Raw genomic sequence first — 25,624 nt, forward strand, 5'->3', positions numbered from 1 at the left:
CGACCACTTGGGTATGAGGTGAAGCTATGTTAAACCGCGAGCTCGAAGTCACCCTCAATCTCGCCTTCAAGGAGGCGCGTTCGAAACGTCATGAATTCATGACCGTCGAACACCTCCTGTTGGCTCTATTGGATAATGAGGCAGCCGCCACCGTTTTGCGTGCCTGCGGCGCAAACCTCGACAAACTCAAGCATGACCTGCAGGAGTTCATCGACTCCACCACGCCTTTGATCCCCCTTCATGACGAGGATCGCGAAACCCAGCCAACCCTGGGCTTCCAGCGTGTACTGCAACGTGCTGTCTTTCATGTGCAGAGCTCGGGCAAACGCGAAGTGACTGGCGCCAACGTGCTGGTTGCAATCTTCAGTGAGCAAGAGAGTCAGGCGGTGTTCCTGCTGAAACAGCAGAGCGTTGCACGCATTGATGTCGTCAATTACATCGCTCATGGCATTTCGAAAGTGCCTGGGCATGGCGAGCACTCTGAAAGTGAGCAAGATATGCAGGACGACGAGGGCGGTGAGTCTTCTTCTTCAGGCAATCCTCTGGATGCATATGCCAGTAACCTCAACGAACTGGCGCGCCAGGGTCGTATCGACCCATTGGTAGGGCGTGAAATGGAAGTTGAGCGTGTCGCGCAGATTCTGGCGCGTCGGCGTAAAAACAATCCGTTGCTGGTCGGCGAGGCGGGCGTGGGTAAGACCGCAATTGCCGAAGGTCTGGCCAAGCGCATTGTCGACAATCAGGTGCCTGATCTGTTGGCCAATAGCGTGGTTTATTCGCTCGATCTGGGCGCGTTGCTCGCTGGGACCAAGTACCGCGGCGATTTCGAGAAGCGCTTCAAGGCGTTGCTCAATGAGCTGAAAAAACGTCCGCAGGCGATCCTGTTCATTGACGAGATCCACACCATTATTGGTGCAGGTGCCGCCTCTGGTGGTGTCATGGATGCTTCGAACCTGCTCAAGCCGCTGCTGTCGTCGGGTGACATCCGTTGCATCGGCTCGACCACGTTCCAGGAATTCCGTGGGATCTTCGAAAAAGACCGTGCTTTGGCCCGGCGTTTCCAGAAGGTCGATGTGTCGGAGCCTTCGGTCGAAGACACCATTGGTATCCTGCGCGGTCTCAAGGGACGTTTCGAACTCCATCACAACATCGAATACAGTGATGAAGCCCTGCGCGCCGCTGCCGAACTGGCATCGCGCTACATCAATGACCGGCATATGCCGGACAAGGCCATCGACGTCATCGACGAGGCGGGCGCCTATCAGCGTCTGCAACCAATCGAGAAACGTGTGAAACGCATCGAAGTGCCTCAGGTCGAGGACATCGTGGCGAAGATCGCGCGGATTCCGCCGAAACACGTCACCAGCTCCGATAAAGAGCTGCTGCGTAACCTTGAGCGTGATCTGAAGTTGACGGTGTTTGGCCAGGATGCGGCGATCGATTCCTTGTCGACTGCAATCAAGCTGTCCCGTGCGGGTCTGAAGTCGCCTGACAAGCCTGTTGGTTCGTTCCTGTTTGCCGGTCCTACCGGGGTTGGTAAAACCGAAGCGGCCCGGCAACTGGCCAAGGCGCTGGGGATCGAGCTGGTTCGCTTCGACATGTCCGAGTACATGGAGCGCCACACAGTTTCGCGTTTGATCGGTGCGCCTCCAGGCTACGTCGGGTTCGATCAGGGCGGCCTGCTGACCGAAGCGATCACCAAGCAGCCTCACTGCGTGCTGTTGCTCGATGAAATCGAGAAGGCGCATCCGGAAGTCTTCAACCTGCTGTTGCAGGTCATGGACCACGGTACGCTCACCGATAACAACGGGCGCAAGGCGGATTTCCGTAACGTGATCGTCATCATGACGACCAACGCCGGTGCTGAAACCGCAGCTCGGGCTTCTATTGGCTTCACGCATCAGGATCACTCGTCCGATGCGATGGAAGTGATCAAGAAGAGCTTCACGCCGGAATTCCGTAACCGTCTGGACACCATTATCCAGTTTGGTCGCCTCAGTCATGAGGTCATCAAAAGCGTGGTGGACAAGTTCCTTACCGAACTGCAGGCGCAACTGGAAGACAAGCGTGTACTGCTCGAGGTCACCGACGCTGCACGCAGTTGGCTGGCGGCCGGTGGTTACGATGCGACCATGGGCGCGCGACCAATGGCGCGCTTGATCCAGGACAAGATCAAGCGTCCGCTGGCGGAGGAAATTCTCTTTGGCGAACTGGCCGAGCATGGCGGTGTGGTGCACATCGACATCAAGGATGGCGAACTCACCTTCGAGTTCGAGACCACTGCGGAAATGGCCTGATAGCCTCGCAACAAAAGCAAAAGGCGCCGAAAGGCGCCTTTTTGCTGTCTGGCGGTTCTACCGTTAATTTATCGTTCCCACGCTCCTGCGTGGGAATGCAGCCAGGGACGCTCCGCGTCCCAAGAGCTGAACGCGGAGCGTCCGTAGAGGCATTCCCGCGCGGAGCATGGGAACGATCATCGCGCACAAACAAAAACGCCCGGCAGAGCCGGGCGTCTTGTATTGACTTGATTAACGAGCGCGGTAAGTGATCCGCCCTTTGCTCAAGTCATAGGGCGTCAGCTCGACGCGCACTTTGTCACCGGTAAGAATACGAATGTAGTTCTTGCGCATCTTGCCGGAAATATGCGCGGTTACGACGTGCCCATTTTCCAACTCCACACGAAACATGGTGTTGGGCAGGGTGTCGACGACAGTGCCTTCCATTTCGAAGCTGTCTTCTTTCGACATGCAGTAAAGCCCTCGGTATCCAATGAATGGCCCGGTGCAACTGCGCCAGGCAAAAGCGGCGTGCATTGTGCCCGAAAAGTGGGGTTTAAGCCAAGGGCTTTAGGGCTGAACCTAGCTCAGTACCACCCAGCGCTGATTAATCAGCAGCTCTATGGGGCGATATTGGGTCTTGTAGTTCATTTTCTTGCAGTTTTTGATCCAGTATCCGAGGTAGACCGCGTCCAGCCCCAGGCGCCGGGCTTCGTTGATTTGCCAGAGAATCGCGTAACGTCCCAGGCTGCGGCGATCTTCTTCGGGCTCATAGAAGGTGTAAACCGCCGACAAGCCGTTGGGCAGCAGATCCGTCACGGCGATCGCCAGCAGACGGCCTTCGAGGCGGAACTCATAGAATCGCGAAAACGGCAGGTCGCGGACCAGAAAGGTTGAAAACTGATCGCGACTGGGTGGGTACATGTCGCCATCGGCGTGGCGTTGTTCGATATAGCGCTGGTAAAGGTCGAAATATTCTTCGCTGAAACCCGGTTTGGCCGGGCGAACCTGCAGGTCGGCATTGCGTTTGAAAATACGTTTCTGCTGACGGTTAGGCGAAAATTGCGTAACGGGAATGCGCGCAGGCACACACGCATTGCAATTTTGGCAATGCGGCCGGTACAGGTGATCGCCACTGCGACGAAAACCCATTTCCGACAGGTCTGCATAGACATGCACATCCATGGGCTGGCTAGGGTCGAGGAACAGCGTGGTGGCCTGTTCATCGGGCAGATAGCTGCAAGAGTGGGGCTGAGTGGCATAAAACTTGAGGCGCGCCAACTCGGTCATGAATCAACCCTCGGGAATAGCTGTTCAATTAAGTGTAAGCCACGGCTGCAAAAGTCGCTCAGCAAACCCATGTGGCACGGCTAGGTTGATCAAGATGTTGCTGAAGATAGCCAGCAAACTCGCGACGAGGGATCGCCCGGGCACCCAGACTGTGCAGATGACCGGTTGGCATCTGGCAGTCGATCAGTACGAAACCGGCATCCTTCAGGTAATTGACTAGCGTGGCGAAGCCGAACTTGGAAGCGTTGTCGGCGCGGCTGAACATCGATTCACCGAAAAACAGCCGGCCCATAGCCAGGCCGTAGAGTCCGCCCACCAACACCCCTTGGTCCCAAACCTCGACCGAGTGGGCGTATCCGCGAGCGTGCAGCTCCATGTAGGCGGTTTGCATCGCTTCGGTGATCCAGGTGCCATCGGCATACTCCCGCGGAGCTGCACAGGCGCGTATGACGGCAGGGAAGTCCTGGTCGAACGTCACGTCGTAGCGTTTTTGGCGCAACAGCTTGCCGAGGCTGCGAGAAACATGCAGTTCGTCGGGAAACAATACGGTGCGTGGATCCGGTGACCACCAGAGGATCGGCTGGCCCTCCGAAAACCACGGGAAACAACCGTGGCGGTAAGCCTGGATCAGCCGATCGGCGCTCAGGTCTCCGCCGGCGGCAAGCAGGCCGTTGGGGTCGCGCATGGCTTTTTCCAGCGGCGGGAATTTCAGGGAGTCGCGTTGTAACCAGGTCAGCATGGTATCCAGGCTTGCAGAAGGGGAGGGCAGCGATGGGCTGGGGCCCACTGCAATGAATGTATATCAGTTGTCATCGAGGTATTTTTCAGCGTCCAGTGCCGCCATGCAGCCGGCACCCGCGGAAGTTACCGCCTGACGGTAGACGTGATCGGCTACATCGCCGGCGGCAAACACCCCTTCGATCTCGGTGGCGGTGGCATTGCCTTCGCTGCCGCCGCGGACTCGCAGGTAGCCGTTATGCATTTCCAGCTGACCCTGGAACAGGTCGGTATTGGGTTTATGGCCGATAGCGATGAATACGCCGGTCAGCTCCAGGTCTTTCATCTCGCCGGTCAGGCTGTCGCGCAGGCGTGCACCGGTAACGCCGCTGGCATCGCCCAATACCTCTTCAAGGTTCTGGTTCCAGTGCAGGCGGATGTTGCCATTTTTGGCGCGCTCGAACAGTTTGTCCTGAAGAATCTTCTCTGAGCGCAATTTGTCGCGACGATGGATCAGGTGGACTTCCTTGGCAATGTTGGCCAGGTACAGGGCTTCTTCAACGGCCGTGTTGCCGCCGCCAACCACCGCGACCACCTGATTGCGGTAGAAAAAACCATCGCAGGTGGCGCAGGCGGAAACGCCTTTGCCGGCGAAGGCGTCCTCAGAGGGCAGCCCCAGGTATTGCGCCGAGGCGCCGGTCGCGATAATCAGTGCATCGCAGGTGTAGGTGCCACTGTCGCCGGTGAGCCGGAACGGCCGCTGCTGCAACTCTGCGGTGTGAATGTGGTCGTAGACGATCTCGGTGTCGAAACGCTCGGCGTGTTTTTGCATGCGTTCCATCAGCACCGGGCCGGTCAGGCCTTCAACATCGCCTGGCCAGTTGTCGACTTCAATGGTGGTGGTCAATTGACCGCCGGCTTGCAGGCCGGTGATAACGGTCGGCTTGAGGTTGGCGCGAGCGGCATAAACGGCGGCGCTGTAACCGGCAGGGCCGGAACCCAGAATGATCAGGCGTGAATGCTTAGCTTCGCTCATAAAAACACCTCATAAGCCTTTGTCACAAAAGAGAATGCATGCTCAAATTGAAGCGCGCGCAACGTACTTTTGGCTATGCTACACCTTAGCTGCTCTGGCGTGGCATCGTGCGGGCAAACCCGTACAATGCCGGTCTGTATCGGGATGTTCCGAAATCTTCGTTATAAAAGATCGCTGTCTTCGGCATCTCCTACGGTTTCAGATTTCGATGTCAGAGTGTTAAAAGTAGTCTCTGTTGCGCCCGTTAACTTTGTCACCTGCCCGGAGTGGGCAGTTTTTTGTAGTCAATCAACAGTTGGACGCGCTACAGGCGCAGGAAAAGACGCGTTTTGAAGAAATCCACCGCAGCACCTAAAACAGTAGTTCCACTCTGGCGTCAGCATCTGCACTACCGGCTCAAGGAAGGTGCGCTGATCGCCATCGGTGCCTTGTGCCTGTTCCTGATGATGGCCTTGCTGACCTATGGCAAGGACGATCCGGGCTGGAGTCATAACAGCAAAATCGACGATGTACAGAACTTCGGCGGGCCGGCCGGCTCTTACAGCGCCGATATTCTGTTCATGGTGCTGGGTTACTTCGCTTATATCTTCCCGCTGTTGCTGGCGGTCAAGACCTACCAGATCTTCCGCCAGCGCCACGAACCGTGGCAGTGGAGCGGCTGGCTGTTTTCCTGGCGCCTGATCGGCCTGGTGTTTCTGGTGCTGTCGGGCGCAGCCCTGGCGCATATCCATTTCCACGCCCCGACCGGTTTGCCGGCCGGCGCCGGCGGTGCATTGGGTGAAAGCCTCGGCGATCTGGCGAAGAACGCGCTGAATATCCAGGGCAGCACCCTGATGTTCATCGCGCTGTTTCTGTTCGGCCTGACCGTGTTCACTGACCTCTCGTGGTTCAAGGTGATGGACGTCACCGGCAAGATCACCCTCGACCTGTTCGAACTGTTCCAGGGTGCTGCCAATCGCTGGTGGGCTGCGCGCACCGAACGCAAGCAACTGGTTGCGCAATTGCGTGAAGTCGACGATCGGGTGCACGACGTCGTGGCACCGACCGTGACCGACAAACGCGAGCAAGCCAAGGTCAAGGAGCGCTTGATCGAGCGTGAGCAAGCTTTGAGCAAGCACATGTCCGAGCGCGAGAAGCAGGTTCCGCCGGTGATTGCGCCAGCGCCACCGAAAGCTCCGCCTCCAAGCAAGCGTGTCGAAAAAGAGAAGCAGGCACCGCTGTTCGTTGATAGCGCGGTGGAAGGCACCTTGCCGCCGATCTCGATTCTCGACCCGGCAGAAAAGAAACAGCTCAACTATTCGCCTGAGTCGCTGGCTGCGGTTGGCCATCTGCTGGAAATCAAACTCAAGGAATTCGGCGTCGAAGTCTCGGTGGATTCGATTCACCCAGGCCCGGTGATTACCCGTTACGAAATTCAACCGGCGGCCGGGGTAAAAGTCAGCCGTATCTCCAACCTGGCCAAAGACCTTGCGCGTTCGCTGGCAGTGACCAGTGTGCGGGTGGTGGAAGTGATTCCCGGCAAGACCACCGTCGGCATCGAAATTCCCAACGAAGACCGGCAGATCGTGCGCTTCTCCGAAGTGTTGTCGACGCCGGAATACGATGACGCCAAGTCCCCGGTCACCCTGGCCCTGGGCCATGACATCGGCGGCAAGCCGGTCATCACCGACCTGGCCAAAATGCCTCACCTGCTGGTGGCCGGTACCACCGGTTCCGGTAAGTCGGTGGGCGTGAACGCGATGATTCTGTCGATTCTGTTCAAGTCGGGCCCGGAAGACGCCAAGCTGATCATGATCGACCCGAAAATGCTTGAATTGTCGATCTACGAAGGCATTCCGCACCTGCTGTGCCCGGTGGTCACCGACATGAAGGACGCCGCCAACGCGTTGCGCTGGAGCGTGGCCGAGATGGAGCGTCGCTACAAACTGATGGCGAAGATGGGCGTGCGTAACCTTTCCGGCTTCAACCAGAAGGTCAGGGAGGCGCAGGAAGCCGGTACACCGCTGACGGATCCATTGTACAACCGCGAAAGCATTCACGACGAAGCACCGCTGCTAACCAAGCTGCCAACCATCGTGGTGGTGGTCGACGAATTTGCCGACATGATGATGATCGTCGGCAAGAAGGTTGAAGAACTGATCGCGCGGATCGCCCAGAAAGCCCGTGCGGCCGGTATTCACTTGATCCTTGCGACCCAGCGTCCGTCGGTGGACGTGATCACCGGTCTGATCAAGGCCAATATTCCGACCCGTATGGCGTTCCAGGTATCGAGCAAGATCGACTCGCGAACCATCATCGACCAGGGTGGCGCCGAGCAGTTGCTGGGTCACGGTGACATGCTCTACATGCCGCCGGGCACCAGCCTGCCGATTCGGGTTCACGGCGCGTTCGTTTCCGACGATGAAGTTCACCGGGTGGTTGAAGCCTGGAAACTGCGCGGTGCACCGGAGTACAACGACGACATCCTCAACGGTGTCGAAGAGGCGGGCAGTGGCTTTGAAGGCGGCAGTGGCGGTGGCGACGATGATGCTGAAACCGATGCGCTTTACGACGAAGCGGTACAGTTCGTGCTGGAAAGCCGCCGCGCTTCGATCTCTGCGGTTCAGCGCAAGCTGAAGATCGGCTACAACCGCGCTGCGCGCATGATCGAAGCCATGGAAATGGCCGGGGTCGTGACCTCCATGAATACCAACGGCTCGCGCGAAGTTTTGGCTCCAAGCCCAATACGCGACTGATCGGTGCCGCGTGAGATCACGCGGCACGCCATTCAAACGAATATCAAAGAGGACTCCCATGCGTCTTATCCGCATGTTGCTGCTGCCGGTACTGGCTTTAACCACACTCTCGGCTCACGCCGATGACAAGGACGTGGCGCGTCTGACTCAGTTGCTCGAAAAGTCGCAGACGCTGACCGCACGTTTCTCTCAGCTGACCCTCGATGGCAGCGGCACTCAGTTGCAGGAAACCGCTGGCGAGATGTCCTTGCAGCGTCCGGGCCTGTTCTACTGGCACACCGATGCACCGCAAGAGCAGCTGATGGTTTCCGATGGCAAGAAAGTGTCCTTGTGGGACCCTGATCTGCAGCAGGTCACCATCAAGAACCTCGATCAGCGCCTGACCCAGACTCCAGCGCTGTTGCTGTCCGGTGATGTGTCGAAAATCAGCCAGAGCTTCGCCATCACGTCCAAGGAAGCCGGCGGCGTGATCGACTTCACGCTCAAGCCCAAGACCAAGGACACGCTGTTCGACAGCCTGCGCCTGTCGTTCCGCAACGGCATGGTCAACGACATGCAGATGATCGACAGCGTCGGCCAACGCACCAATATCCTGTTCACCGGGGTCAAGGCCAACGAGCCGATTCCGGCCTCCAAGTTCAAGTTCGACATCCCCAAGGGTGCCGACGTGATCCAGGAATAAGACGCAGAACCTGTGGGAGCGGGCTTGCTCCCACAAGGATTGTGGCGTTTGAGGACCCAGTAGAGGTTTCATAAGTAGTGATGGACTTGTTTCGCAGTGCTCCGATAGCTCAACCATTGGCTGCCCGTTTACGTGCGGCCAACCTGGACGAGTATGTCGGTCAGGAACACCTGTTGGCCCGCGGCAAGCCGTTGCGCGAGGCGCTGGAGCAGGGTGCCTTGCACTCGATGATTTTCTGGGGCCCGCCCGGCGTGGGTAAAACCACCTTGGCGCGGTTGCTCGCGGAAGTCTCGGATGCGCACTTCGAAACGGTTTCTGCGGTGCTGGCCGGGGTCAAGGAGATCCGCCAGGCGGTGGAAGTCGCCAAGCAGCAGGCCGGGCAATATGGCCGTCGAACCATTCTGTTCGTCGACGAAGTGCATCGCTTCAACAAGTCGCAACAAGATGCCTTTCTGCCGTACGTCGAAGACGGCACGCTGATTTTCATTGGCGCGACCACTGAAAACCCGTCGTTTGAACTGAACAACGCACTGCTGTCCCGTGCGCGTGTCTACGTGCTCAAGAGTCTCGACGAAACCGCGCTGCACAAACTGGTGCAGCGAGCGTTGACCGAAGAGCGCGGCTTGGGCAAGCGTCAGCTGAGCCTCGGCGATGACGGCTTCAAAATGCTGCTCAGCGCCGCTGACGGGGACGGCCGGCGTCTGCTAAATCTGTTGGAAAACGCCTCCGACCTGGCCGAAGACGGCACGGAAATCGGCGTCGAGCTGCTGCAAAGCCTGCTCGGTGACACCCGGCGACGTTTCGACAAGGGCGGCGAAGCGTTTTACGACCAGATCTCCGCGCTGCACAAATCGGTCCGCGGGTCCAACCCGGACGGCGCGCTGTACTGGTTCGCGCGCATGCTCGACGGTGGCTGCGATCCGTTGTACCTGGCCCGTCGTGTGGTGCGCATGGCCAGCGAAGACATCGGCAATGCCGACCCGCGTGCCTTGAGCTTGTGCCTGGCGGCGTGGGATGTGCAAGAACGGCTCGGCAGCCCCGAGGGCGAGTTGGCGGTCGCGCAGGCGATTACCTATCTGGCCTGTGCGCCAAAAAGTAACGCGGTGTATATGGGCTTCAAAGCCGCCATGCGCAGCGCTGCCGAACACGGCTCGCTGGAAGTCCCATTGCATTTGCGCAATGCCCCGACCAAGCTGATGAAACAGCTCGGTTACGGCGACGAATACCGTTATGCCCACGACGAACCGGACGCTTACGCGGCCGGCGAAGACTATTTCCCGGAAGAACTGGAGCCGCAGTCGTTCTACCGACCGGTGCCGCGTGGCCTCGAATTGAAGATCGGCGAGAAGCTCAATCACCTTGCACAGCTGGACCGCCTGAGCCCCAAACAGCGGAGAAAACCTTGATTCCCTTGATCGTTGCGGTCTCCGTCGGCGGTATTGCCGGCACCTTGCTGCGTTTCGCCACCGGCAACTGGATCAACGCGAACTGGCCGCGGCACTTCTATACCGCGACGCTGACCGTTAATATCATTGGCTGCCTGTTGATCGGCTTTTTATACGGTCTGTTTATGCTGCGCCCGGAAGTGCCGATTGAGGTGCGTGCCGGGTTGATGGTGGGCTTCCTTGGCGGCCTGACGACTTTTTCATCCTTTTCACTGGATACGGTGCGCTTGCTCGAAAGCGGGCAAGTGCCGCTGGCCCTGGGCTATGCGGCGATCAGCGTATTCGGCGGGCTGCTCGCGACGTGGGCTGGCCTATCCTTGACCAAACTTTGATAAACGAGAGACCGACATGCTCGATTCCAAACTGTTACGTAGCAACCTTCAGGACGTAGCGGACCGCCTGGCATCCCGCGGCTTCAGCCTGGATGTTGCGCGCATCGAAGCGCTGGAAGAACAGCGCAAGACCGTCCAGACCCGCACCGAAGCACTGCAGGCTGAACGTAATGCGCGCTCCAAATCCATCGGTCAGGCCAAGCAGCGCGGCGAAGACATCGCGCCGTTGATGGCCGACGTCGAGCGCATGGCGAACGAGCTCGGTATCGGCAAAGTCGAGCTGGACGAGATCCAGACCGAACTGGACTCGATCCTGCTGAACATTCCTAACCTGCCACACGAGTCGGTGCCGATTGGTTCCGACGAAGACGGCAACGTCGAAGTGCGTCGTTGGGGCACGCCGACCACCTTCGACTTCGAGATCAAGGATCACGTCGCGCTGGGCGAGAAGTTCGGCTGGCTGGACTTTGAAACCGCGGCCAAGCTGTCCGGTGCCCGTTTCTCCCTGCTGCGTGGGCCGATTGCCCGCCTGCACCGCGCACTGGCGCAGTTCATGATCAACCTGCACACCAGCGAGCATGGCTATGAAGAGGCTTACACGCCTTATCTGGTTCAGGCGCCGGCCTTGCAGGGCACCGGTCAACTGCCGAAGTTCGAGGAAGACCTGTTCAAGATCAGCCGCGAAGGCGAAGCCGATCTGTACCTGATTCCGACCGCAGAAGTGTCGCTGACCAACATCGTGGCTGGCGAAATCGTCGACGCCAAACAGCTGCCGATCAAGTTCGTCGCCCACACCCCATGCTTCCGCAGCGAAGCCGGTGCGTCGGGGCGTGACACCCGCGGCATGATTCGTCAGCACCAGTTCGACAAGGTCGAAATGGTCCAGATCGTTGAGCCATCGACTTCGATGGAAGCGCTGGAAGGCCTGACCGCCAACGCTGAAAAAGTCCTGCAACTGCTGGAACTGCCTTACCGCACCCTGGCGCTGTGCACCGGCGACATGGGCTTCAGCGCGGTCAAGACCTACGACCTGGAAGTGTGGGTCCCGAGCCAGGGCAAATACCGTGAAATTTCGTCGTGCTCCAACTGCGGCGATTTCCAGGCCCGTCGCATGCAAGCACGTTTCCGTAACCCGGAAACCGGCAAGCCAGAGCTGGTCCACACCCTGAACGGTTCCGGCCTGGCGGTCGGTCGTACCCTGGTGGCGGTGCTGGAGAACTATCAGCAGGCCGACGGTTCGATCCGCGTGCCAGCCGTGCTCAAGCCGTACATGGGCGGCCTTGAGGTCATCGGCTAAATGGAATTTCTGCCGCTGTTTCACAACCTGCGCGGCAGTCGTGTGTTGGTCGTCGGTGGAGGGGAGATTGCCTTGCGCAAATCCCGTCTGCTGGCCGATGCCGGTGCGCTGCTGCGGGTCGTTGCACCTGAGATCGAAGCCCAGCTGCGTGAGCTGGTGCAGAACAGTGGCGGCGAGCTGGTGTTGCGCGGCTATCGTGAGTCGGACCTCGACGGTTGCGGGCTGATCATTGCCGCTACCGACGACGAACCACTGAATGCACAAGTTTCCAGAGATGCTCATCGACGCTGCGTGCCGGTCAACGTGGTGGACGCGCCGGCCCTGTGTAGCGTGATCTTTCCGGCGATCGTCGACCGTTCGCCGTTGGTGATTGCGGTTTCCAGCGGCGGCGATGCGCCAGTGCTGGCGCGGTTGATCCGCGCCAAACTGGAAACCTGGATTCCCTCGACCTACGGCCAACTGGCCGGGTTGGCGGCGCGTTTTCGCCATCAGGTCAAAGGTCTGTTCCCGGATGTGCAGCAGCGTCGGGCGTTCTGGGAAGAGGTTTTCCAGGGGCCGATCGCAGATCGTCAACTGGCCGGGCAGGGCGCTGAAGCCGAGCGTTTGCTGCTGGCGAAAATCAACGGCCAATCCCCCAACGCTCCAGGTGAGGTGTATCTGGTCGGCGCAGGGCCGGGTGATCCGGATCTACTGACATTCCGCGCCTTGCGGCTGATGCAGCAAGCCGATGTGGTGCTGTATGACCGCCTGGTGGCACCGGCGATTCTTGAGCTATGCCGCCGTGATGCCGAGCGGATCTATGTCGGCAAGCGACGTGCCGATCACGCAGTGCCTCAGGACCAGATCAATCAGCAATTGGTCGACCTGGCCAAACAGGGTAAACGTGTGGTGCGGCTGAAGGGCGGTGATCCGTTCATTTTCGGCCGTGGTGGCGAAGAGATCGAAGAACTGGCGGCCCACGGCATTCCGTTCCAGGTCGTGCCGGGTATTACCGCTGCCAGCGGTTGTGCGGCCTACGCCGGGATTCCGTTGACCCACCGTGATTACGCGCAGTCGGTGCGTTTTATCACCGGTCACCTGAAGGACGGCACCTCGGATCTGCCGTGGAGCGATTTGGTCGCACCTGCGCAAACCCTGGTGTTTTACATGGGGCTGGTGGGACTGCCGATCATCTGCGAACAACTGATCAGGCATGGTCGTTCGGCGGACACGCCGGCGGCATTGATCCAACAGGGCACGACGCCGAATCAGCGGGTTTTCACCGGCACGCTGGCCGACCTTCCACAGCTGGTGGCGGAGCATGAAGTGCATGCGCCGACATTGGTGATCGTGGGAGAAGTGGTGCAACTTCGCGAGAAACTCGCGTGGTTTGAAGGCGCCCAGTCGCAAGTCTGAAGACCGAGTCGCTGCCATCGCGAGCGAGCTCGCTCCCACAAGGATTGCGCAACACCTGTGGGAGCGAGCTTGCTCGCGATGGGGCCATCAAAACCTGCATAAACCTCAAGCTTTGCGCCAAACCCCTTTCCCGCGCAACCGTTCCCGATCATGGGCGACGGTGAAATCCTGCGCCGGTCCCTTCGGCACGATGCCGGTCGGATTGATCGTGCGATGGCTCGCGTAGTAGTGCCCCTTGATGTGCGCAAAGTCCACGGTGTCGCTGATCCCCGGCCACTGATACAGCTCGTGTAGCCAGTTCGACAGGTTCGGGTAATCGGCGATCCGCCGCAGGTTGCATTTGAAGTGGCTGTAATACACCGCGTCGAAGCGAATCAGTGTGGTGAACAGGCGAATGTCCGCCTCGGTCAGGTATTCGCCGGCCAGGTAGCGCTTCTCGCCCAAGCGGTTTTCCAGCCAGTCGAGTTCACTGAACAGCTCATCGAAAGCTTCTTCATAAGCCGTTTGTGAGGTGGCAAACCCGGCGCGATACACGCCGTTGTTCACCACCGGATAAATCCGTGCATTCAGCTCATCGATTTCAGCGCGCAAAGGTTGCGGGTAGAAGTCCAGGCCGTTGCCGGTCAGACCGTCGAAGGCGCTGTTGAACATGCGGATGATTTCCGCCGATTCGTTGCTGACGATGCGTTTTTGCAGGTTATCCCACAGCACTGGCACCGTTACGCGACCGGTGTAGTTGGCCGTGTCTGCGGTGTAGCGCTGGTGCATGAACGTGAGGTGGTCGAGTTTGTCGCCAGTGGAGCCGAAGGCTTTGTCGAAGGTCCAGCCGTTTTCCAGCATCAGCCAGCTGACCACCGACACATCGACCAGGCTTTCCAGGCCTTTGAGCTTGCGCAGAATCAGCGTGCGATGCGCCCAGGGACAGGCGAGCGACACGTAGAGGTGATAACGGCCGGCTTGTGCAGGAAAGCCGCCTTCGCCGCTGGGGCCGGGTCTGCCGTCGGCAGTCAGCCAGTTACGGCGCTGCGCTTGTTCGCGCTGGAACGCGCCGTCCTTGCTGCTTTCGTACCACTGATCACGCCATTGCCCTTCGATCAGCAAACCCATCTTGAACTCCAAAGTCGTTAAACGTTGGAGTTGAGTCTATTCCTATCCCTTCGAACAAAAAGCGCAAAGGTTGAGCGTTAATGATCGATTAAATAGATTTGTCGCGAGCATCCCAGAACTGCTGAGCCTTGACGAAGGCTTCATCACGCGGCGTACCGAGACCGCGCAAGGCCAGGGCCATGGTCGAAATCAGCGCCATTTGCGGATAGCTGTCGACCACGTCGCCGCGCCATACGGCTTTCAAGTGTTCAGGATCGAGGCTCGCCGGTTTGACGTGGCGTTGCGCCGACAGCTGCGGCCATTCCTCGTCCCAGCTCTCACCGCCAGTGGTGCCGTACAAGTGACTATCGGCATCCGGGTTGATCTCGATCTCACCGCCATCGCCCTTGATCACGATCGCGTTATCGCCCAGCAAGCCGCTGGCGTCGCGGTGCACGCCCTGATAGCCGGGGTGGAAGATGCTTTGCAGGCCGCAGCGCGCACCCAGCGGATTGAGAATCCGCGCCAGCGAGTGGATCGGCGAACGCAGGCCGAGGGTGTTGCGCAGGTCAATCATCCGTTGCAGCTGCGGCGCCCAGTCGCCCAGCGGGATGAACGCCAGATTGCCTTGTTCCAGCGCCTCACCGACTTGTTGCCAGTTACGGCACAACGGAATCTGCAATTGCTCGAGCAGTTGCTCGCTGTACAGCCGCCCGGCGGTATGCGCGCCGCCGCCGTGCATCAGGATTCGCACGCCGTTTTGCGCCAGGCACTTGGCGGCCAGCAGATACCACGGCAGGTGGCGCTTCTTGCCGGCGTAGGTCGGCCAGTCCAGATCGACCGCCAACGCGGGTGCGTTCAGCCGCTGGCGCAAGGCCTCGGTGAAGCCTGCCAGCTCTTCCGGGCTTTCTTCCTTGTGTCGCAACAGCATCAGGAAGGCACCGAGTTGAGTGTCCTCGACCTTGTCGTCAAGCAGCATGCCCATGGCCTCGCGGGCCTCTTCACGGGTCAGGCTGCGGGCGCCGCGTTTGCCTTTGCCGAGAATCCGCACGAACTGCGCGAAAGGGTGTTCGGCAGGTGTTTCAGTGATCAGTGGGGCGAAATCGGTCATAGACAATTCGTCGGTTTGGGCAGGCCCGCCAGCTTGGCGGCAAGTTTGGCGGGAGTGCCTTTGAACAATCGGTTCAGGTGCAGGCTGTTGCCCTTGTCCGGGCCCAGCTTCAGCGCGGTGTACTTGATCAGCGGGCGAGTGGCCGGCGACAGCTGGAACTCCTGATAAAAGCCGCGCAGCAGCTCAAGGATTTCCCAGTGTTCGGCGCTCAGCTCAAGTTCTTCGGCGGCAGCCAGCGCCGTGGCGACTTCGGCGGACCAGTCACCGAGATCAACCAGGTAACCGTCCTTGTCCAGATCGATGCGACGAGCGCCTACGGTGAGCGAATTCATAGCCAGCTGTTGACCTTGTCGTAGTGAATCGACAGTTCGACAAAGGCCGGATAGTCGATGCTGTTGACCCAGTCGGGCACTTGCAGGCCGCGAGCCTGAACATCTTCGTCGAGGACGAACAGACGCAAGGTTTCGCTGTGTGCTTGCAGTGCGCTGAGTGGCGCTGTGCCGGGTTGCAGGGCGTAGACCGCATCGCCACTGAGCAGAATGGCATCGCTTGCGCCCAGCACGCGCAGGCAACTGGTCAGCCGGTTATCGGTAAACGGCGAGTGAGACAACACATGCAAAGTCGACATCAGAGGGTGATCACTTGGTCATAACGGTCAATAACGGCCGAGATTTGCTCAGCAGCCAGCACCTGCAACGGGTCGAGGCTCAAGGCCGTCGGTTCCAGACCTCGTGCAGTGGCGCTGTCGCCACACACATACAGGTCTTCTATACCAAACAACCCAAGCGCCTGCAGGTTGGCGCTGAGGTCTTTTTGTTGCACGGCTTTGGCGTCCTGTCGGGTGGCCAGCTGGAACACGCCGTCATCGAGAAACAGCAGGCCGATCGGCAAATCGAAGGCGCCGCCGGCGAGTACGATATCCAGCGCTTCACGGGCGCTTGGGCCAGACCAGGGCGCCTGCCGGCTGATAATCAGCAAGGATTTAGGCATGTTCATGGCCCTCCAAAACAGATCAGGCGATCGGCGTTTTGCACCGCATCATGTAACTGCCCGAGCCCGGACAATTCCCACGGAGCGCTGACATTGATCGCTGTGCGCTGATAGCGCCTGGCTTCTGCTTCATCCAGCACGCCACGGCGCAAGGCGGCGGCAATACAGACCACGCCGTCGAGCTGGTGCTCGCTGACGAAGTTGCGCCATTGCAGCGCCAGGTCCTGCTCATCCTGTGGCGTGACGACGTTGCTCGACGCGTTGTACACGCCGTCCTGGTAGAAAAACAGCCGCACTATCTCGTGCCCTCCGGCCAGCGCTGCCTGAGCAAACAGCAGGGCGCGGCGCGAGGAGGGCGCGTGTGCGGCGGAAAACAGCGCAATGGCGAACTTCATGGCGAACTCTGACAACAAATCTGCGGCCATGATAAAGCTTTATCGCCGGTGCGGCGAAGGGCGATTCAGCGCGGCATGTAGCCCAGCTGCCAACGCCGTGGAATCTTCAGCGAAACAACCCCGAGCACGCCGGCCAGCAAGCCGCTGGCGTACAGGGCTTGCAGGCCGAGATGGTGTTCGAGCACCGCTCCCAGGACGGCGCCGGCAAACATGCCGGTCCAGGGGATCAACTGCACCCGCCAGCCATTGCGGCGTTCGCCGAGCAACCAGCGTCCCAGGCCACGACCGAAGCGCGACAGGGCGCCGGTGACGTAGGTCAGCCCGACCGGAAAGCCATTGACCTGTTCGACAGCGGCGTTGAGCATCCCCATGGCGATGATCGCTGCCAGCAACATACCGATCCGGCCGCGCCATTTCTGCACGTGCAACAAGCCCGGTGTATGGGCGCGATTAGGTGAAGACGGCAGCATTCGTCAGCTCTCAAGACCCTGCAGTTTGCGATATTCCTTCCAGTCCATGCCGGCCATTTGCGCCACTTCCTTGTGCACCTCAAGCCGCTGGGCTTCATAGTCCTCAACAGTGGCCATGGTCAATTGCAACGTCAACTCCCAGGCAAACAGCCCCAGGCGCTCGGCCTCCGCCTCGTAGGCTTCATGCAGCCGTTCGTTGCGATACTGCGCCATGGTTTCGCCTTTGGCCTGGGCGGCCAGAGGGTTCAGGTGATCGAGTTCTTCGCGTAACGCCGGTCGTGCATTGAGAAATCGTTGCAGCGCCAGTTCGTGTTGCGAGTCGATTGGGGCCATGGACCGTCCTTGTCAAAGGGAAAGTATGCGCGTCTTGAGGGCGTTTGCCCTGACGCGGGTCAGGAGGTCTTTTTCTTGTTGGCTTTGGCCTCGGCGGCCAGGCACTCAAGTGCAAACTGCTCGGTGTAGGTCATCTGGATCGGCGTGGTTTCACCTTTGACGGTTCTTTCGCCATCGAGGATGTAACGAATACGCTTGTCGGTCACGCCAATGCGTTTGGCGATCCACGACGGAGTCTGGCCGATCTGGCTGATCAGCTTGTCGGCGTAGTCGGTGGAAGGTTTGTAGAACTCGGCATTGGGGGTCATGGGCTTTCCAGAAGAAGGTGCTCGGCGCGACGCGCCAATTATGGCGCGACAGGGTGCGCGAATCGGCGCGGGCTGTCGCGATCTATATCAAGTAAAGCATGAAGTAACGTAGAGCCGCGCGATGAGGAGAACCTTGCCAGGCGCTTCGGAGTAGCCGCTTGCGGTGATACAGTCAGCGTTTTGCGAATAAGGAAACACAATGCGTATTTTGATGGTGGCGCTGGCTGGCGTGTTGCTGGCGGGTTGCGCGGGATCGACGATGAAAGAAGCGCGCTCCCAGAGCCCCTACAAGACGCTCGCCTCGAACAAGCCTGATCTGGTCGTCGCCCAGTGCGTGCAGTTTGCCTGGCAGGACGAGGCGGTGTTCGGTGTCGACGCCAGTGGCTACCTGCAACCCGGCGAAACCGGCGGCTTCACTGTTTACACCCGTTCAGCCGAATCTTTTATCGACGTGCAAGGCGGCGCATTGAAGTACTACGCCACTCAGGACAACTGGGTTGCCAAGCGCCGACTGGCAGCACTGGCAACCTGTCTGTGAGTCAGTGAGCGTCAGGTGTTTGGCTCGGCGGCAGTCAGGCGTTTCTGAAAAAAGAAGCGCTTGCTGCCCGGCGGGTAATCGGCAATCTGCCCAACCTCGGTAAACCCCAGCTTCTTGTAAAACTCCGGTGCCTGGAATTCGAAGGTGTCGAGGTAGATCCCAATGCAGTTCTTCTCCCGTGCCAGCTCTTCGGCCATTTGCATCAGCCGTGAGCCGGTGCCTTGGCCGCGTGCCTGTTCGGGCACCGACAACAAGTCGATGAACATCCATTGGTAAAACAGTTTTGCGTAGAGCCCGCCGAGGATCTCCTCGCTCTGTTCATCACGAACCAGCAGGGCGATTTCCTGGTAGTGACCTTCGCCGGCGTGGGCGATGTTGTAGGCGCGCAGGGGGTTGATAATCGCCTGGCGTTCTTCGGGTAACGGGTTTTGCGACAACTCGATGCGCAGTTTCATTCGTGACGTCCTTGTAACGGTTTTGGGGGGCAACCGATACCGAGACTACCGCGTGTTGTTAACGAAGTGAATGCCTGTGGTGCGCACCGTCCGGATGTGAATCGTTCTTATTGCCGGGTTGTGTTGTAGCATTTTTGCCAATCTAAACGTAGGAATTCATACATTTAGCTGTATGGATGGCCAGTATGTGTTGGGTTTGGTTCAAAAGCGCGATTGAAACGCGAAAAAAGCGGCCATGGACTTCACCTGTCATTCGGTTAGGTTGAAAACGTTCCTCAGGAAGGAGCGTTCTTAATCAACGGAGTGAACCTTTTTTGTATCAGCCGTGGCTGCTGCCGTCACTCTGATGGAATACCATGGCGCCCTCTGACAACAAAAAGGATGGATTGTCATGTCGAACACGGCTGAGCGCGTCAACATCATCGACTCCCAGGTGCTGTCCCACGACTGGTACCTGCTCAAGAAAATCACCTTCGATTACCAGCGCAACAATGGCGCTTGGCAGCGACAAACCCGCGAGGTCTACGACCGTGGCAATGGTGCCGCCATTCTGCTGTTCAACCGTGCGCAAAAAACCATCGTACTGACCCGCCAGTTCAGATTGCCGGTCTTCGTCAACGGTCATGACGGCTTGCTGGTTGAAGTGGCTGCGGGGTTGCTGGAAGGCGCCTCACCGCAAGAACGCATTCGCGCTGAAGCGGAGGAGGAAACCGGCTATCGCGTTCACGACGTACAGAAAGTATTCGAGGCTTACATGAGCCCGGGGTCAGTAACCGAGAAACTGCATTTCTTTATAGCTGAATATGATGCTGCTTCACGCGTCGGATCGGGGGGTGGGCTTGAGGCGGAAACTGAAGACCTTGAGGTGCTGGAGCTGAAGTTCGATGAGGCACTCGAGGCGTTTTACAGTGGGCAGATCGTCGACGCGAAAACCATCATGCTGCTGCAGTACGCGGCGATGAAGGATATTTTTGCGACGGTTTAGACCGACGTTTCTGCTGGGCAAAAAAAAGCCCGCGGGAGGGTGCGGGCCGAAAGTTTCTTGAATGAGCGGCCGGGAATATAAGCGCTAGGGGCTGAAATCACTGTGAAAGATGTTTCATATGTACGCCTCGGGTCGTTCGACCGTTCAACCTGTTGAGCCCACAGAATGCCAAGCCGGGTGTAAGTTAGGTCCGGACCTGTCTGTACTCGAATGGAGGTGACTATGAGTACCCCGATGCTTAGCAAAATGCAGATGAACGGTTATCAAGTGGTCAGCGTCAACAGCGGTCTCTGGAAGGTCTGTACCCGTAACGACCGGCTCGGATCCTTTGGCAGTCGAGAAGAAGCGCTGGCCTATGCCGCGTCATTGCCCGCCCGTGCATCCAGAACGAAAGCCGTTTCCAATACACAGTGAGGCGATCATCTGGATGAGTGTGTCGGCCGTTCTTCCAGCCGCCGCAAACGAAAAAGAGCCCGCTTTCAGCGGGCTCTTTTGTCAGGTGTTATCGGTCGACTGAGGTTTGCGTCGATCCTTGCCGGCAGGATTGCCGGTGTTCAGAAGTCTTCTCTCCACCAGTACGTTTTCAAGTGCCTGGCGGTCTGAAGGTTGCAGCTGATGTTCCCTCTCTTTGAGCTCAAGCAGGATCGGGCTGGACCAAGTGCGGTAGGTCCGCTCGGCCATTCGAATCGGGTTCATTTTCGTCTCCCAGACCAAGTGCGCGCTAACAGCGCGACGCGTTTCCATATCGCGAAAATCCTAGTCGAGAAACCTCGGTGTCGCCACCCGATCAGCCATTGCTTTTGTGATCGCCACTGATGATCTTGCCGATTGGCGTGATGAGATCAGGTCTCTGGTTCTTCACGTTGCCTATCGCCATATCCACCTTGAACCACTCGAAGGTTTCGGCAGGCTCGCCCTGATGCAACACCATCTGCTCGGCGCTCTCCTTGGGCATTGCCAGGTTGAGCCACTCACGGGCCAACTCCGGCGACAGCACCACCGGTCGCCGATCATGTAGATCGACCAGGCCACCACCACTGTCGGCGGTGAAAATCACAAAACCATCGTCCTTCTTCGGTTCTCGGCCACCCGCAGGGTACTGACCAATGGCCGCGCAGAGTATGGGAGCCCGATCCCGGCGCCGGATAAGGTAAGGCTGTTTATTCGGGCCGCCTTCATAAACCCATTCGAACCAGTTATCGATGGGCACGATGGCGCGGTGCGGCCAGATCGCCCGGAAGAATGAGCCGTGTGCGACTTTCTCGACCCGGGTATTGATGGGGACAGAGTTGTCTTTCGACCAGGCCGGTCGCCATCCCCAGCGTACCCGGTCAGCGTGAAGGGTTTCACCTTCGAGGTGAAAGAGCGCGACCTGGGTCGAGGGCGCGACGTTGTACAGACCCAGAGGCTGGTCGCCCACAGTGTTGATCAGGGCATTGGGCATGCTCAGCGCCGCGACGAAGTCGTGGATGCCTCGGTACTGCGAAAGTCTTCCACACATTGGAAAATCCTCCGGTGGAGCTTTCAGCTTAGCCGAGTCGCGCCGGGGGTGAGGTAGTGGATCTATAAACTCGCTAAGACACGCAGGTCGGCTGCCTTCAGGCTTGAGTCGCGAGTGTCTGACCCGTCCATCAGATGGTCGAGGACCGGATCGGCGGAGACCTGCCACCACTGGCGAATATCGGGGTTAAGGCGTCCGAATCTGGAGGACCAGTCTCGCCAACCAACTGCTACGCTTTTTAGGCGCTATCAAATCAATGGCCGAACAAGAAGAGGTCCGAATCCATGGGTAGCACCGAAGGTTTGGTTCAACAGCATACAGCTGGCTGGCGCTTCAAGGTGGGCATCGTCATTATCTGTTTGATGCTGGGATCCTGGCTGATGGTGCCGCTCGCCGCAGTGGCTGATGTGCCTGGCTCAAAGATCGCGGCGCTGACCGGCGTCCTGTTTATCAGCAACAAGGTCCTGTTGATCCTGGTCATCGCGGTCATGGGAAAGTCTGGTTTTCAGCAGTTGAAACGCAGCCTGTTCGGTTACGTGGCCGCGCTTGCGCCCAGCACAGAGTTCGAAGTAGGTCCCGCTCGTCACAGAATCGGCCTGGTCATGTTCTGCCTGCCGCTGATCTCATCCTTCCTTGAACCCTACATCGATAACATCTGGCCTGGGCTCAGACCGAATATCTGGCAGCTGCAGCTGTTGGGCGACGCGATGTTGGTCGGCAGCTTTTTCGTGTTGGGTGGAAATTTCTGGGAGAAGGTGCGCGCACTGTTTATCCGAACCGCACGGGTCAGCAACTCAAGCGCTGCCTGAGATCGAATTGAATCTGCGGTGTATTTTTCAGGCAACCTTTATCTGAATATCTGGCAGATCACCGGAAGTGTGAGCCAGCAAACGATCAATGGCGCCGGTCAGCAAGTTCTCCAACAATTCGTTGCGCTCCCGATCATCCAGCGGGTGCAGCGCCAGCCAGCTGGGTGCGCTGTTGAGCATGCTGGCAATGGTGTGCCCGGCTGCCAGTAGCCCTTGTTCACTGAATCGAGGCGAGGGGCAGAGGAGCATCAGCAATTGCCGTTCGTAGTGTTCCTGCAACTGCCGGACACGCGCTTGCTGATCTTCGTTGAGGCAACCGCTGTCGCGCTCCACCAGGCGAAAATGCCAGGGCATTTCCCGATGCAGGTTCAGGTGCGCATGGATGACGTTGTGCAGGCTACTGTGCAGGTCTCGCGACTGTCGCTCGAGGCGTCCGAGGGTTGCCAGCAGCTCCTCGTAAAATTCTTCGATGAGGTCGAGCAGCAAGTGCTGCTTGCTCGGGTAATGGTGATACAGCGAGCCTGGGGCAAGCCCCAGGAAGGCTGCCAGTTCACGCATGCCGACCTGGCCAAAACCCTTGCTGGCGAACAGCTCCAGAGCCTTGTCGCGGCTCTCGGCGAAGCGTGAGCAACGCTCAGCCATAGGTAAGGAAACCGCGGCCGGTCTTGCGCCCCAGATAACCGGCCGCGACCATTTCCTTGAGCAGCGGAGCGGGGCGGTACTTGCTGTCGTTGAAGCCGTCGTAGAAGGCCTGCATGATCGCCAGCAAGGTATCCAGGCCAATCAGGTCGGCCAGCGCCAGCGGACCTATCGGCTGATTGCAGCCCAGACGCATGCCCGCATCGATGTCTTCGGCGCTGGCCAGGCCTTCCTGGAACACCAGGATCGCTTCGTTGATCATCGGCACCAGAATCCGGTTCACCACGAAGCCCGGACGGTTACCGGCGGTGATCGCGGTCTTGCCCAGGCGTTGCGCCAGTTCCAGGGCCAGGGTGTGCGTGGCGTCGCTGGTTTGCAGGCCGCGAATCACTTCGATCAACCCCATGACAGGCACCGGGTTGAAGAAGTGCAGGCCGATGAAACGGGCCGGCGAACTGACGCTGGCGGCAAGCTCGGTGATCGACAGCGATGAGGTGTTGGAGGCAATCACGCAGTCGGTGCTGACCTGAGCGGCGATCTGTTGCAGCACCCGCAGTTTCAGTTCGAGGTTTTCGGTTGCGGCCTCGATCACCAACTGAACGTCGTGCAGGGTGGCGTAGTCGGTGCTGGTGCGGATCCTGTCCAATGCCGCGAGCTTTTGTTCCTCGGTCAGCAACGCCTTGACGACCTGCCGGTCGAGGTTCTTGCCCACGGTCGCCAGCGCTTTTTGCAGGGCGCTGTCGGAGATGTCCAGCAAGGTCACGTTGAAACCGGCCAGTGCGCAGATTTGCGCAATGCCGTTGCCCATGGTGCCGGCGCCGATGACGCCAATGTTCAGCAGATTCATCTTCATGTCCTTCTCGTCAAACCCGTTCGAACAACACGGCGATGCCTTGGCCGCCACCAATGCACAAATATCGGAAGGGTTCATGTGGTTTTCCTGAAAGAGGTCTTTTTTGTTGGGCACGAGTCTAGAATCAGCAACGCCGCTGGCCTATGCCGGAACTGTTCAACGGTGATGGCGTTTTTTGCCACTTTCAGATGCTGAGGAGAGAGACGATCACATGCGGGAAACGGATTCGGTGGCGGTCTACTTCATGTATCCAATGATCCATGCCCTGCGTGAAAATCCGCAGCGTCTGCGGTCGGTACTTGAGCAGGTGGGAATCGATCCGGCACTGATGGATCAGCCTACGGCACGGGTGCCGGCCAGTGCTTTTGCGGCGTTATGGCTGGTGCAGATTCGTGAGCTGAACGACGAGTTCTTTCAGCTGGACTCCCACGGCATGCCGCCGGGCAGTTTCGCCTTGATCTGTCGGGCACTGATTCAGGAGCCGACGCTGGAAAAAGCCATGTGTCAGTGCCTGGCCAATTTCGGCCTGTTCCTGCGGGATTTTCGCGGCACGTTAACGGTGCGCGGCAAGCGTGCAGTCATCAGCTTGCAGACTCAGGTGCAAAACAGCGACGTCGCGCATTTCGGTGAAGAGACGTTCCTGGTGTTGATGATCAGTCTGCTGTGCTGGCTGGGCGGGCGGCGCATTCCCATCGATCGTGCGGACTTTCGTCATGAGCGGTTGTCGCTCAATGATGATTCAATGCTCTGGGGTGCCAACCTGACCTTTGGTGCCGAGCGCACCGAGATCGAGTTCGACAGCCGTTATCTGCAATTGCCGGTGGTTCAGGACCTTGCTTCACTCAAGGCATTTTTGCGCAGTGCGCCGCAGTGGCTGGTGATTCGTTTCCGTAACCAGCATGGTCTGGCATCGCAGGTTCATCAGCGTTTGCGCAACAGCCATTACAGCCAATGGCCGACCCTGGAGGCGTTCTCGATCGAACAGCATTTGAGCCCCAGCACCGTTCGCCGAAAACTGGAGCGTGAAGGCTGTTCATTTCAGGAGATCAAGGACGAAGTACGCCGCGGTGTTGCCTTTGAACAGCTGCGTCAGAGCCAATCGAGCATCACTGCGATTGCCGAACAGATCGGGTTTCAGGAGCCCAGCGCGTTCCATCGGGCGTTCAAGAAGTGGACCGGTGAAAGTCCGGGGCGTTACCGGGCGAGGTTTCAGGGCAAGCGCGTCGATGCCTGATGTGTACCTGGCCAAAACGCCACTCATCGAGTGGCGTGTTGGCGCATGGCCGGTCGAGCGCAACGAAAAGACCGGTATCAGTGTGCTTGCTGGTCTGCTTCGCAATTGACCATCCATGGCACCCCGAAACGGTCAACCAGCATACCGAAGCGTGCGGCCCAGAACGTCGCCTCCAGCGGCATTTGAATGGTGCCCTGGTCCGCCAGTGCGGTAAAAATTCGCTCGGCTTCAGCGATGCTGGTGACATTCAGCGAAACAGAGCAACCGCTGATGCCGTGGTAGGGCCGCTCGGGTGTGGTGTCGGACCCCATGAGGACCTGGTCGCCGACAGCCAGCCGGGTATGGATAATTCGGTCATGGCAACTCGCTGGCATGTGATCGTGAGCTGGCGATTCGCCGAAGGTCATCATTATTTCAAGGGTGCCGTGCAGGCATTGCGCATAGAAGGTGAAGGCTGCTTTGCAATCACCGTTGAAGATCAGGTAGGGATTGATTTTCATCGTCAGCTCCAGCAACGCAGAGGGAAAGGGCAGTATTTGTTCCTGCATGCCCGCGTGGATAAACCATGGGAAAGACGTTCAGCTATCGAGTAGCCGGGTGCTAATTATGGCTGACAGGCGTCGTTTTTTTAGATGATTTTGTTTGCTGCGGGCGAGCGTTATGACTGAAGGACAAAAGATCGCAGGGGGCATTGCGCCCCCTGGTATTGAGG

Annotated in this window: 30 protein-coding genes and 1 pseudogene; 12 read left to right on the forward strand and 19 right to left on the reverse strand. The window is 58.7% G+C overall.

Features of this window, described 5'->3' with window-relative positions; translation table 11 throughout:
• Positions 1–26 precede the first annotated feature (26 nt).
• A complete protein-coding gene (clpA, locus tag FPT12_RS22190; protein ID WP_145020060.1) occupies positions 27–2,297 on the forward strand; it encodes an ATP-dependent Clp protease ATP-binding subunit ClpA in 2,271 nt (756 codons plus the stop codon).
• 231 nt (positions 2,298–2,528) lie between these two features.
• On the opposite strand, the gene infA is transcribed toward clpA, so the two are convergent.
• From infA to trxB, 4 genes are all read right to left on the reverse strand, one after another.
• Positions 2,529–2,747, reverse strand: a complete 219-nt coding sequence (gene infA, locus FPT12_RS22195) for a translation initiation factor IF-1 (protein WP_002553999.1) — start codon at positions 2,745–2,747, stop codon at positions 2,529–2,531.
• A 111-nt stretch (positions 2,748–2,858) separates the two neighbouring features.
• Complete coding sequence (locus FPT12_RS22200) at positions 2,859–3,566, reverse strand: arginyltransferase (RefSeq protein WP_145020063.1); 708 nt, start codon at positions 3,564–3,566, stop codon at positions 2,859–2,861.
• A gap of 58 nt (positions 3,567–3,624) precedes the next feature.
• Positions 3,625–4,305 (reverse strand): leucyl/phenylalanyl-tRNA--protein transferase, encoded by a 681-nt coding sequence (gene aat / locus FPT12_RS22205; protein ID WP_145020066.1) that lies wholly within the window; start codon positions 4,303–4,305, stop codon positions 3,625–3,627.
• A gap of 63 nt (positions 4,306–4,368) precedes the next feature.
• Positions 4,369–5,319, reverse strand: a complete 951-nt coding sequence (gene trxB / locus FPT12_RS22210; RefSeq protein ID WP_145020069.1) for a thioredoxin-disulfide reductase — start codon at positions 5,317–5,319, stop codon at positions 4,369–4,371.
• A gap of 329 nt (positions 5,320–5,648) precedes the next feature.
• On the opposite strand from trxB, the gene FPT12_RS22215 reads away from it, so the two are divergent.
• The 6 genes from FPT12_RS22215 (at position 5,649) to cysG (ending at position 13,205) form a co-directional block, all read left to right on the forward strand.
• Positions 5,649–8,054 (forward strand): DNA translocase FtsK, encoded by a 2,406-nt coding sequence (locus FPT12_RS22215; RefSeq protein WP_145020072.1) that lies wholly within the window; start codon positions 5,649–5,651, stop codon positions 8,052–8,054.
• Positions 8,055–8,112: 58 nt separating this feature from the next.
• Positions 8,113–8,736 (forward strand): outer membrane lipoprotein chaperone LolA, encoded by a 624-nt coding sequence (lolA, locus tag FPT12_RS22220; RefSeq protein ID WP_019689841.1) that lies wholly within the window; start codon positions 8,113–8,115, stop codon positions 8,734–8,736.
• An 80-nt stretch (positions 8,737–8,816) separates the two neighbouring features.
• Positions 8,817–10,142: a replication-associated recombination protein A gene (locus FPT12_RS22225; RefSeq protein WP_020723510.1), complete on the forward strand. Its 1,326-nt coding sequence runs from the start codon at positions 8,817–8,819 to the stop codon at positions 10,140–10,142.
• Positions 10,139–10,513 (forward strand): fluoride efflux transporter CrcB, encoded by a 375-nt coding sequence (gene crcB, locus FPT12_RS22230; protein ID WP_019689843.1) that lies wholly within the window; start codon positions 10,139–10,141, stop codon positions 10,511–10,513. Before FPT12_RS22225 ends, crcB begins: the two co-directional genes overlap by 4 nt.
• 16 nt (positions 10,514–10,529) lie before the next feature.
• On the forward strand, positions 10,530–11,810 hold the full coding sequence (gene serS / locus FPT12_RS22235) for a serine--tRNA ligase (RefSeq protein WP_145020075.1): 1,281 nt from the start codon (positions 10,530–10,532) through the stop codon (positions 11,808–11,810).
• Entirely contained in the window at positions 11,811–13,205 is a 1,395-nt protein-coding gene (cysG, locus tag FPT12_RS22240; protein WP_145020078.1) for a siroheme synthase CysG, read from the forward strand. It begins immediately after the preceding gene.
• A 105-nt stretch (positions 13,206–13,310) separates the two neighbouring features.
• On the opposite strand, the gene FPT12_RS22245 is transcribed toward cysG, so the two are convergent.
• The 9 genes and pseudogenes from FPT12_RS22245 to FPT12_RS22285 all read right to left on the reverse strand — a co-directional run bounded on the left by FPT12_RS22245 (position 13,311) and on the right by FPT12_RS22285 (position 17,898).
• Entirely contained in the window at positions 13,311–14,312 is a 1,002-nt protein-coding gene (locus FPT12_RS22245; RefSeq protein WP_145020081.1) for a glutathione S-transferase family protein, read from the reverse strand.
• An 88-nt stretch (positions 14,313–14,400) separates the two neighbouring features.
• Positions 14,401–15,402 (reverse strand): glycosyl transferase family protein, encoded by a 1,002-nt coding sequence (locus FPT12_RS22250; protein ID WP_145020085.1) that lies wholly within the window; start codon positions 15,400–15,402, stop codon positions 14,401–14,403.
• On the reverse strand, positions 15,399–15,734 hold the full coding sequence (locus FPT12_RS22255; RefSeq protein WP_145020087.1) for a TusE/DsrC/DsvC family sulfur relay protein: 336 nt from the start codon (positions 15,732–15,734) through the stop codon (positions 15,399–15,401). Before FPT12_RS22255 ends, FPT12_RS22250 begins: the two co-directional genes overlap by 4 nt.
• Complete coding sequence (gene tusB / locus FPT12_RS22260; protein WP_145020090.1) at positions 15,731–16,030, reverse strand: sulfurtransferase complex subunit TusB; 300 nt, start codon at positions 16,028–16,030, stop codon at positions 15,731–15,733. The genes FPT12_RS22255 and tusB overlap by 4 nt, the downstream gene beginning before the upstream one ends.
• Positions 16,030–16,392, reverse strand: a complete 363-nt coding sequence (tusC, locus tag FPT12_RS22265; RefSeq protein ID WP_145020169.1) for a sulfurtransferase complex subunit TusC — start codon at positions 16,390–16,392, stop codon at positions 16,030–16,032. Before tusC ends, tusB begins: the two co-directional genes overlap by 1 nt.
• Before the next feature lie 2 nt (positions 16,393–16,394).
• Positions 16,395–16,787 carry a sulfurtransferase complex subunit TusD gene (gene tusD, locus FPT12_RS22270; protein ID WP_145020093.1) on the reverse strand — a complete coding sequence of 131 codons (393 nt, stop codon included), beginning with the start codon at positions 16,785–16,787 and terminating at the stop codon, positions 16,395–16,397.
• Positions 16,788–16,852: 65 nt separating this feature from the next.
• Positions 16,853–17,179, reverse strand: a pseudogene (locus FPT12_RS22275) (YoaK family protein); the annotation flags it as partial.
• 81 nt (positions 17,180–17,260) lie between these two features.
• Positions 17,261–17,590: a DUF6388 family protein gene (locus FPT12_RS22280; RefSeq protein WP_145020099.1), complete on the reverse strand. Its 330-nt coding sequence runs from the start codon at positions 17,588–17,590 to the stop codon at positions 17,261–17,263.
• Between the two features lie 59 nt (positions 17,591–17,649).
• Positions 17,650–17,898, reverse strand: coding sequence for a hypothetical protein (locus FPT12_RS22285; RefSeq protein ID WP_019689854.1), 249 nt, complete (start codon positions 17,896–17,898; stop codon positions 17,650–17,652).
• A gap of 199 nt (positions 17,899–18,097) precedes the next feature.
• Here FPT12_RS22285 and FPT12_RS22290 point away from each other — a divergent pair, with 199 nt between their 5' ends.
• Positions 18,098–18,436 (forward strand): hypothetical protein, encoded by a 339-nt coding sequence (locus FPT12_RS22290; protein WP_019689855.1) that lies wholly within the window; start codon positions 18,098–18,100, stop codon positions 18,434–18,436.
• An 11-nt stretch (positions 18,437–18,447) separates the two neighbouring features.
• Here the strand turns inward: FPT12_RS22290 and FPT12_RS22295 are convergent, their stop codons facing one another.
• A complete protein-coding gene (locus FPT12_RS22295) occupies positions 18,448–18,891 on the reverse strand; it encodes an N-acetyltransferase (protein WP_145020102.1) in 444 nt (147 codons plus the stop codon).
• Positions 18,892–19,282: 391 nt separating this feature from the next.
• Here FPT12_RS22295 and FPT12_RS22300 point away from each other — a divergent pair, with 391 nt between their 5' ends.
• Positions 19,283–19,876, forward strand: a complete 594-nt coding sequence (locus tag FPT12_RS22300) for an NUDIX domain-containing protein (RefSeq protein WP_145020104.1) — start codon at positions 19,283–19,285, stop codon at positions 19,874–19,876.
• Between the two features lie 222 nt (positions 19,877–20,098).
• Positions 20,099–20,290, forward strand: a complete 192-nt coding sequence (locus FPT12_RS22305; protein ID WP_145020107.1) for an SPOR domain-containing protein — start codon at positions 20,099–20,101, stop codon at positions 20,288–20,290.
• Positions 20,291–20,371: 81 nt separating this feature from the next.
• Here the strand turns inward: FPT12_RS22305 and FPT12_RS22310 are convergent, their stop codons facing one another.
• Positions 20,372–20,572 carry a hypothetical protein gene (locus FPT12_RS22310; protein ID WP_024264678.1) on the reverse strand — a complete coding sequence of 67 codons (201 nt, stop codon included), beginning with the start codon at positions 20,570–20,572 and terminating at the stop codon, positions 20,372–20,374.
• A 91-nt stretch (positions 20,573–20,663) separates the two neighbouring features.
• The gene (locus FPT12_RS22315) at positions 20,664–21,377 is read right to left on the reverse strand and encodes an SOS response-associated peptidase family protein (protein ID WP_145020110.1); all 714 of its coding nucleotides are present in this window, start codon (positions 21,375–21,377) and stop codon (positions 20,664–20,666) included.
• 284 nt (positions 21,378–21,661) lie between these two features.
• On the opposite strand from FPT12_RS22315, the gene FPT12_RS22320 reads away from it, so the two are divergent.
• Positions 21,662–22,186, forward strand: a complete 525-nt coding sequence (locus FPT12_RS22320; RefSeq protein ID WP_145020113.1) for a transporter suffix domain-containing protein — start codon at positions 21,662–21,664, stop codon at positions 22,184–22,186.
• Between the two features lie 27 nt (positions 22,187–22,213).
• On the opposite strand, the gene FPT12_RS22325 is transcribed toward FPT12_RS22320, so the two are convergent.
• Both FPT12_RS22325 and FPT12_RS22330 read right to left on the reverse strand, forming a co-directional pair.
• Positions 22,214–22,828, reverse strand: coding sequence for a TetR/AcrR family transcriptional regulator (locus FPT12_RS22325; RefSeq protein WP_145020116.1), 615 nt, complete (start codon positions 22,826–22,828; stop codon positions 22,214–22,216).
• The gene (locus tag FPT12_RS22330) at positions 22,821–23,672 is read right to left on the reverse strand and encodes a 3-hydroxybutyryl-CoA dehydrogenase (protein ID WP_145020172.1); all 852 of its coding nucleotides are present in this window, start codon (positions 23,670–23,672) and stop codon (positions 22,821–22,823) included. Before FPT12_RS22330 ends, FPT12_RS22325 begins: the two co-directional genes overlap by 8 nt.
• Before the next feature lie 217 nt (positions 23,673–23,889).
• Here FPT12_RS22330 and FPT12_RS22335 point away from each other — a divergent pair, with 217 nt between their 5' ends.
• Positions 23,890–24,912: an AraC family transcriptional regulator gene (locus FPT12_RS22335; protein ID WP_145020119.1), complete on the forward strand. Its 1,023-nt coding sequence runs from the start codon at positions 23,890–23,892 to the stop codon at positions 24,910–24,912.
• A gap of 77 nt (positions 24,913–24,989) precedes the next feature.
• Here FPT12_RS22335 and FPT12_RS22340 read toward each other — a convergent pair whose 3' ends face one another.
• Complete coding sequence (locus tag FPT12_RS22340) at positions 24,990–25,412, reverse strand: VOC family protein (RefSeq protein WP_145020122.1); 423 nt, start codon at positions 25,410–25,412, stop codon at positions 24,990–24,992.
• Between the last annotated feature and the right edge of the window lie 212 nt (positions 25,413–25,624).

The organism is Pseudomonas sp. H3(2019), from assembly GCF_007713465.1.
Classification (GTDB): domain Bacteria; phylum Pseudomonadota; class Gammaproteobacteria; order Pseudomonadales; family Pseudomonadaceae; genus Aquipseudomonas.

Bases quoted from the DNA above. Each gene is read 5' to 3' on its own strand.
- clpA (WP_145020060.1), top strand. From the start codon at position 27: ATGTTAAACCGCGAGCTCGAAGTCACCCTCAATCTCGCCTTCAAGGAG.
- infA (WP_002553999.1), bottom strand. From the start codon at position 2,747: ATGTCGAAAGAAGACAGCTTCGAAATGGAAGGCACTGTCGTCGACACC.
- FPT12_RS22200 (WP_145020063.1), bottom strand. From the start codon at position 3,566: ATGACCGAGTTGGCGCGCCTCAAGTTTTATGCCACTCAGCCCCACTCT.
- aat (WP_145020066.1), bottom strand. From the start codon at position 4,305: ATGCTGACCTGGTTACAACGCGACTCCCTGAAATTCCCGCCGCTGGAA.
- trxB (WP_145020069.1), bottom strand. From the start codon at position 5,319: ATGAGCGAAGCTAAGCATTCACGCCTGATCATTCTGGGTTCCGGCCCT.
- lolA (WP_019689841.1), top strand. From the start codon at position 8,113: ATGCGTCTTATCCGCATGTTGCTGCTGCCGGTACTGGCTTTAACCACA.
- FPT12_RS22225 (WP_020723510.1), top strand. From the start codon at position 8,817: ATGGACTTGTTTCGCAGTGCTCCGATAGCTCAACCATTGGCTGCCCGT.
- serS (WP_145020075.1), top strand. From the start codon at position 10,530: ATGCTCGATTCCAAACTGTTACGTAGCAACCTTCAGGACGTAGCGGAC.
- cysG (WP_145020078.1), top strand. From the start codon at position 11,811: ATGGAATTTCTGCCGCTGTTTCACAACCTGCGCGGCAGTCGTGTGTTG.
- FPT12_RS22245 (WP_145020081.1), bottom strand. From the start codon at position 14,312: ATGGGTTTGCTGATCGAAGGGCAATGGCGTGATCAGTGGTACGAAAGC.
- FPT12_RS22250 (WP_145020085.1), bottom strand. From the start codon at position 15,402: ATGACCGATTTCGCCCCACTGATCACTGAAACACCTGCCGAACACCCT.
- FPT12_RS22255 (WP_145020087.1), bottom strand. From the start codon at position 15,734: ATGAATTCGCTCACCGTAGGCGCTCGTCGCATCGATCTGGACAAGGAC.
- tusB (WP_145020090.1), bottom strand. From the start codon at position 16,030: ATGTCGACTTTGCATGTGTTGTCTCACTCGCCGTTTACCGATAACCGG.
- tusC (WP_145020169.1), bottom strand. From the start codon at position 16,392: ATGCCTAAATCCTTGCTGATTATCAGCCGGCAGGCGCCCTGGTCTGGC.
- tusD (WP_145020093.1), bottom strand. From the start codon at position 16,787: ATGAAGTTCGCCATTGCGCTGTTTTCCGCCGCACACGCGCCCTCCTCG.
- FPT12_RS22280 (WP_145020099.1), bottom strand. From the start codon at position 17,590: ATGGCCCCAATCGACTCGCAACACGAACTGGCGCTGCAACGATTTCTC.
- FPT12_RS22285 (WP_019689854.1), bottom strand. From the start codon at position 17,898: ATGACCCCCAATGCCGAGTTCTACAAACCTTCCACCGACTACGCCGAC.
- FPT12_RS22290 (WP_019689855.1), top strand. From the start codon at position 18,098: ATGCGTATTTTGATGGTGGCGCTGGCTGGCGTGTTGCTGGCGGGTTGC.
- FPT12_RS22295 (WP_145020102.1), bottom strand. From the start codon at position 18,891: ATGAAACTGCGCATCGAGTTGTCGCAAAACCCGTTACCCGAAGAACGC.
- FPT12_RS22300 (WP_145020104.1), top strand. From the start codon at position 19,283: ATGTCGAACACGGCTGAGCGCGTCAACATCATCGACTCCCAGGTGCTG.
- FPT12_RS22305 (WP_145020107.1), top strand. From the start codon at position 20,099: ATGAGTACCCCGATGCTTAGCAAAATGCAGATGAACGGTTATCAAGTG.
- FPT12_RS22310 (WP_024264678.1), bottom strand. From the start codon at position 20,572: ATGAACCCGATTCGAATGGCCGAGCGGACCTACCGCACTTGGTCCAGC.
- FPT12_RS22315 (WP_145020110.1), bottom strand. From the start codon at position 21,377: ATGTGTGGAAGACTTTCGCAGTACCGAGGCATCCACGACTTCGTCGCG.
- FPT12_RS22320 (WP_145020113.1), top strand. From the start codon at position 21,662: ATGGGTAGCACCGAAGGTTTGGTTCAACAGCATACAGCTGGCTGGCGC.
- FPT12_RS22325 (WP_145020116.1), bottom strand. From the start codon at position 22,828: ATGGCTGAGCGTTGCTCACGCTTCGCCGAGAGCCGCGACAAGGCTCTG.
- FPT12_RS22330 (WP_145020172.1), bottom strand. From the start codon at position 23,672: ATGAATCTGCTGAACATTGGCGTCATCGGCGCCGGCACCATGGGCAAC.
- FPT12_RS22335 (WP_145020119.1), top strand. From the start codon at position 23,890: ATGCGGGAAACGGATTCGGTGGCGGTCTACTTCATGTATCCAATGATC.
- FPT12_RS22340 (WP_145020122.1), bottom strand. From the start codon at position 25,412: ATGAAAATCAATCCCTACCTGATCTTCAACGGTGATTGCAAAGCAGCC.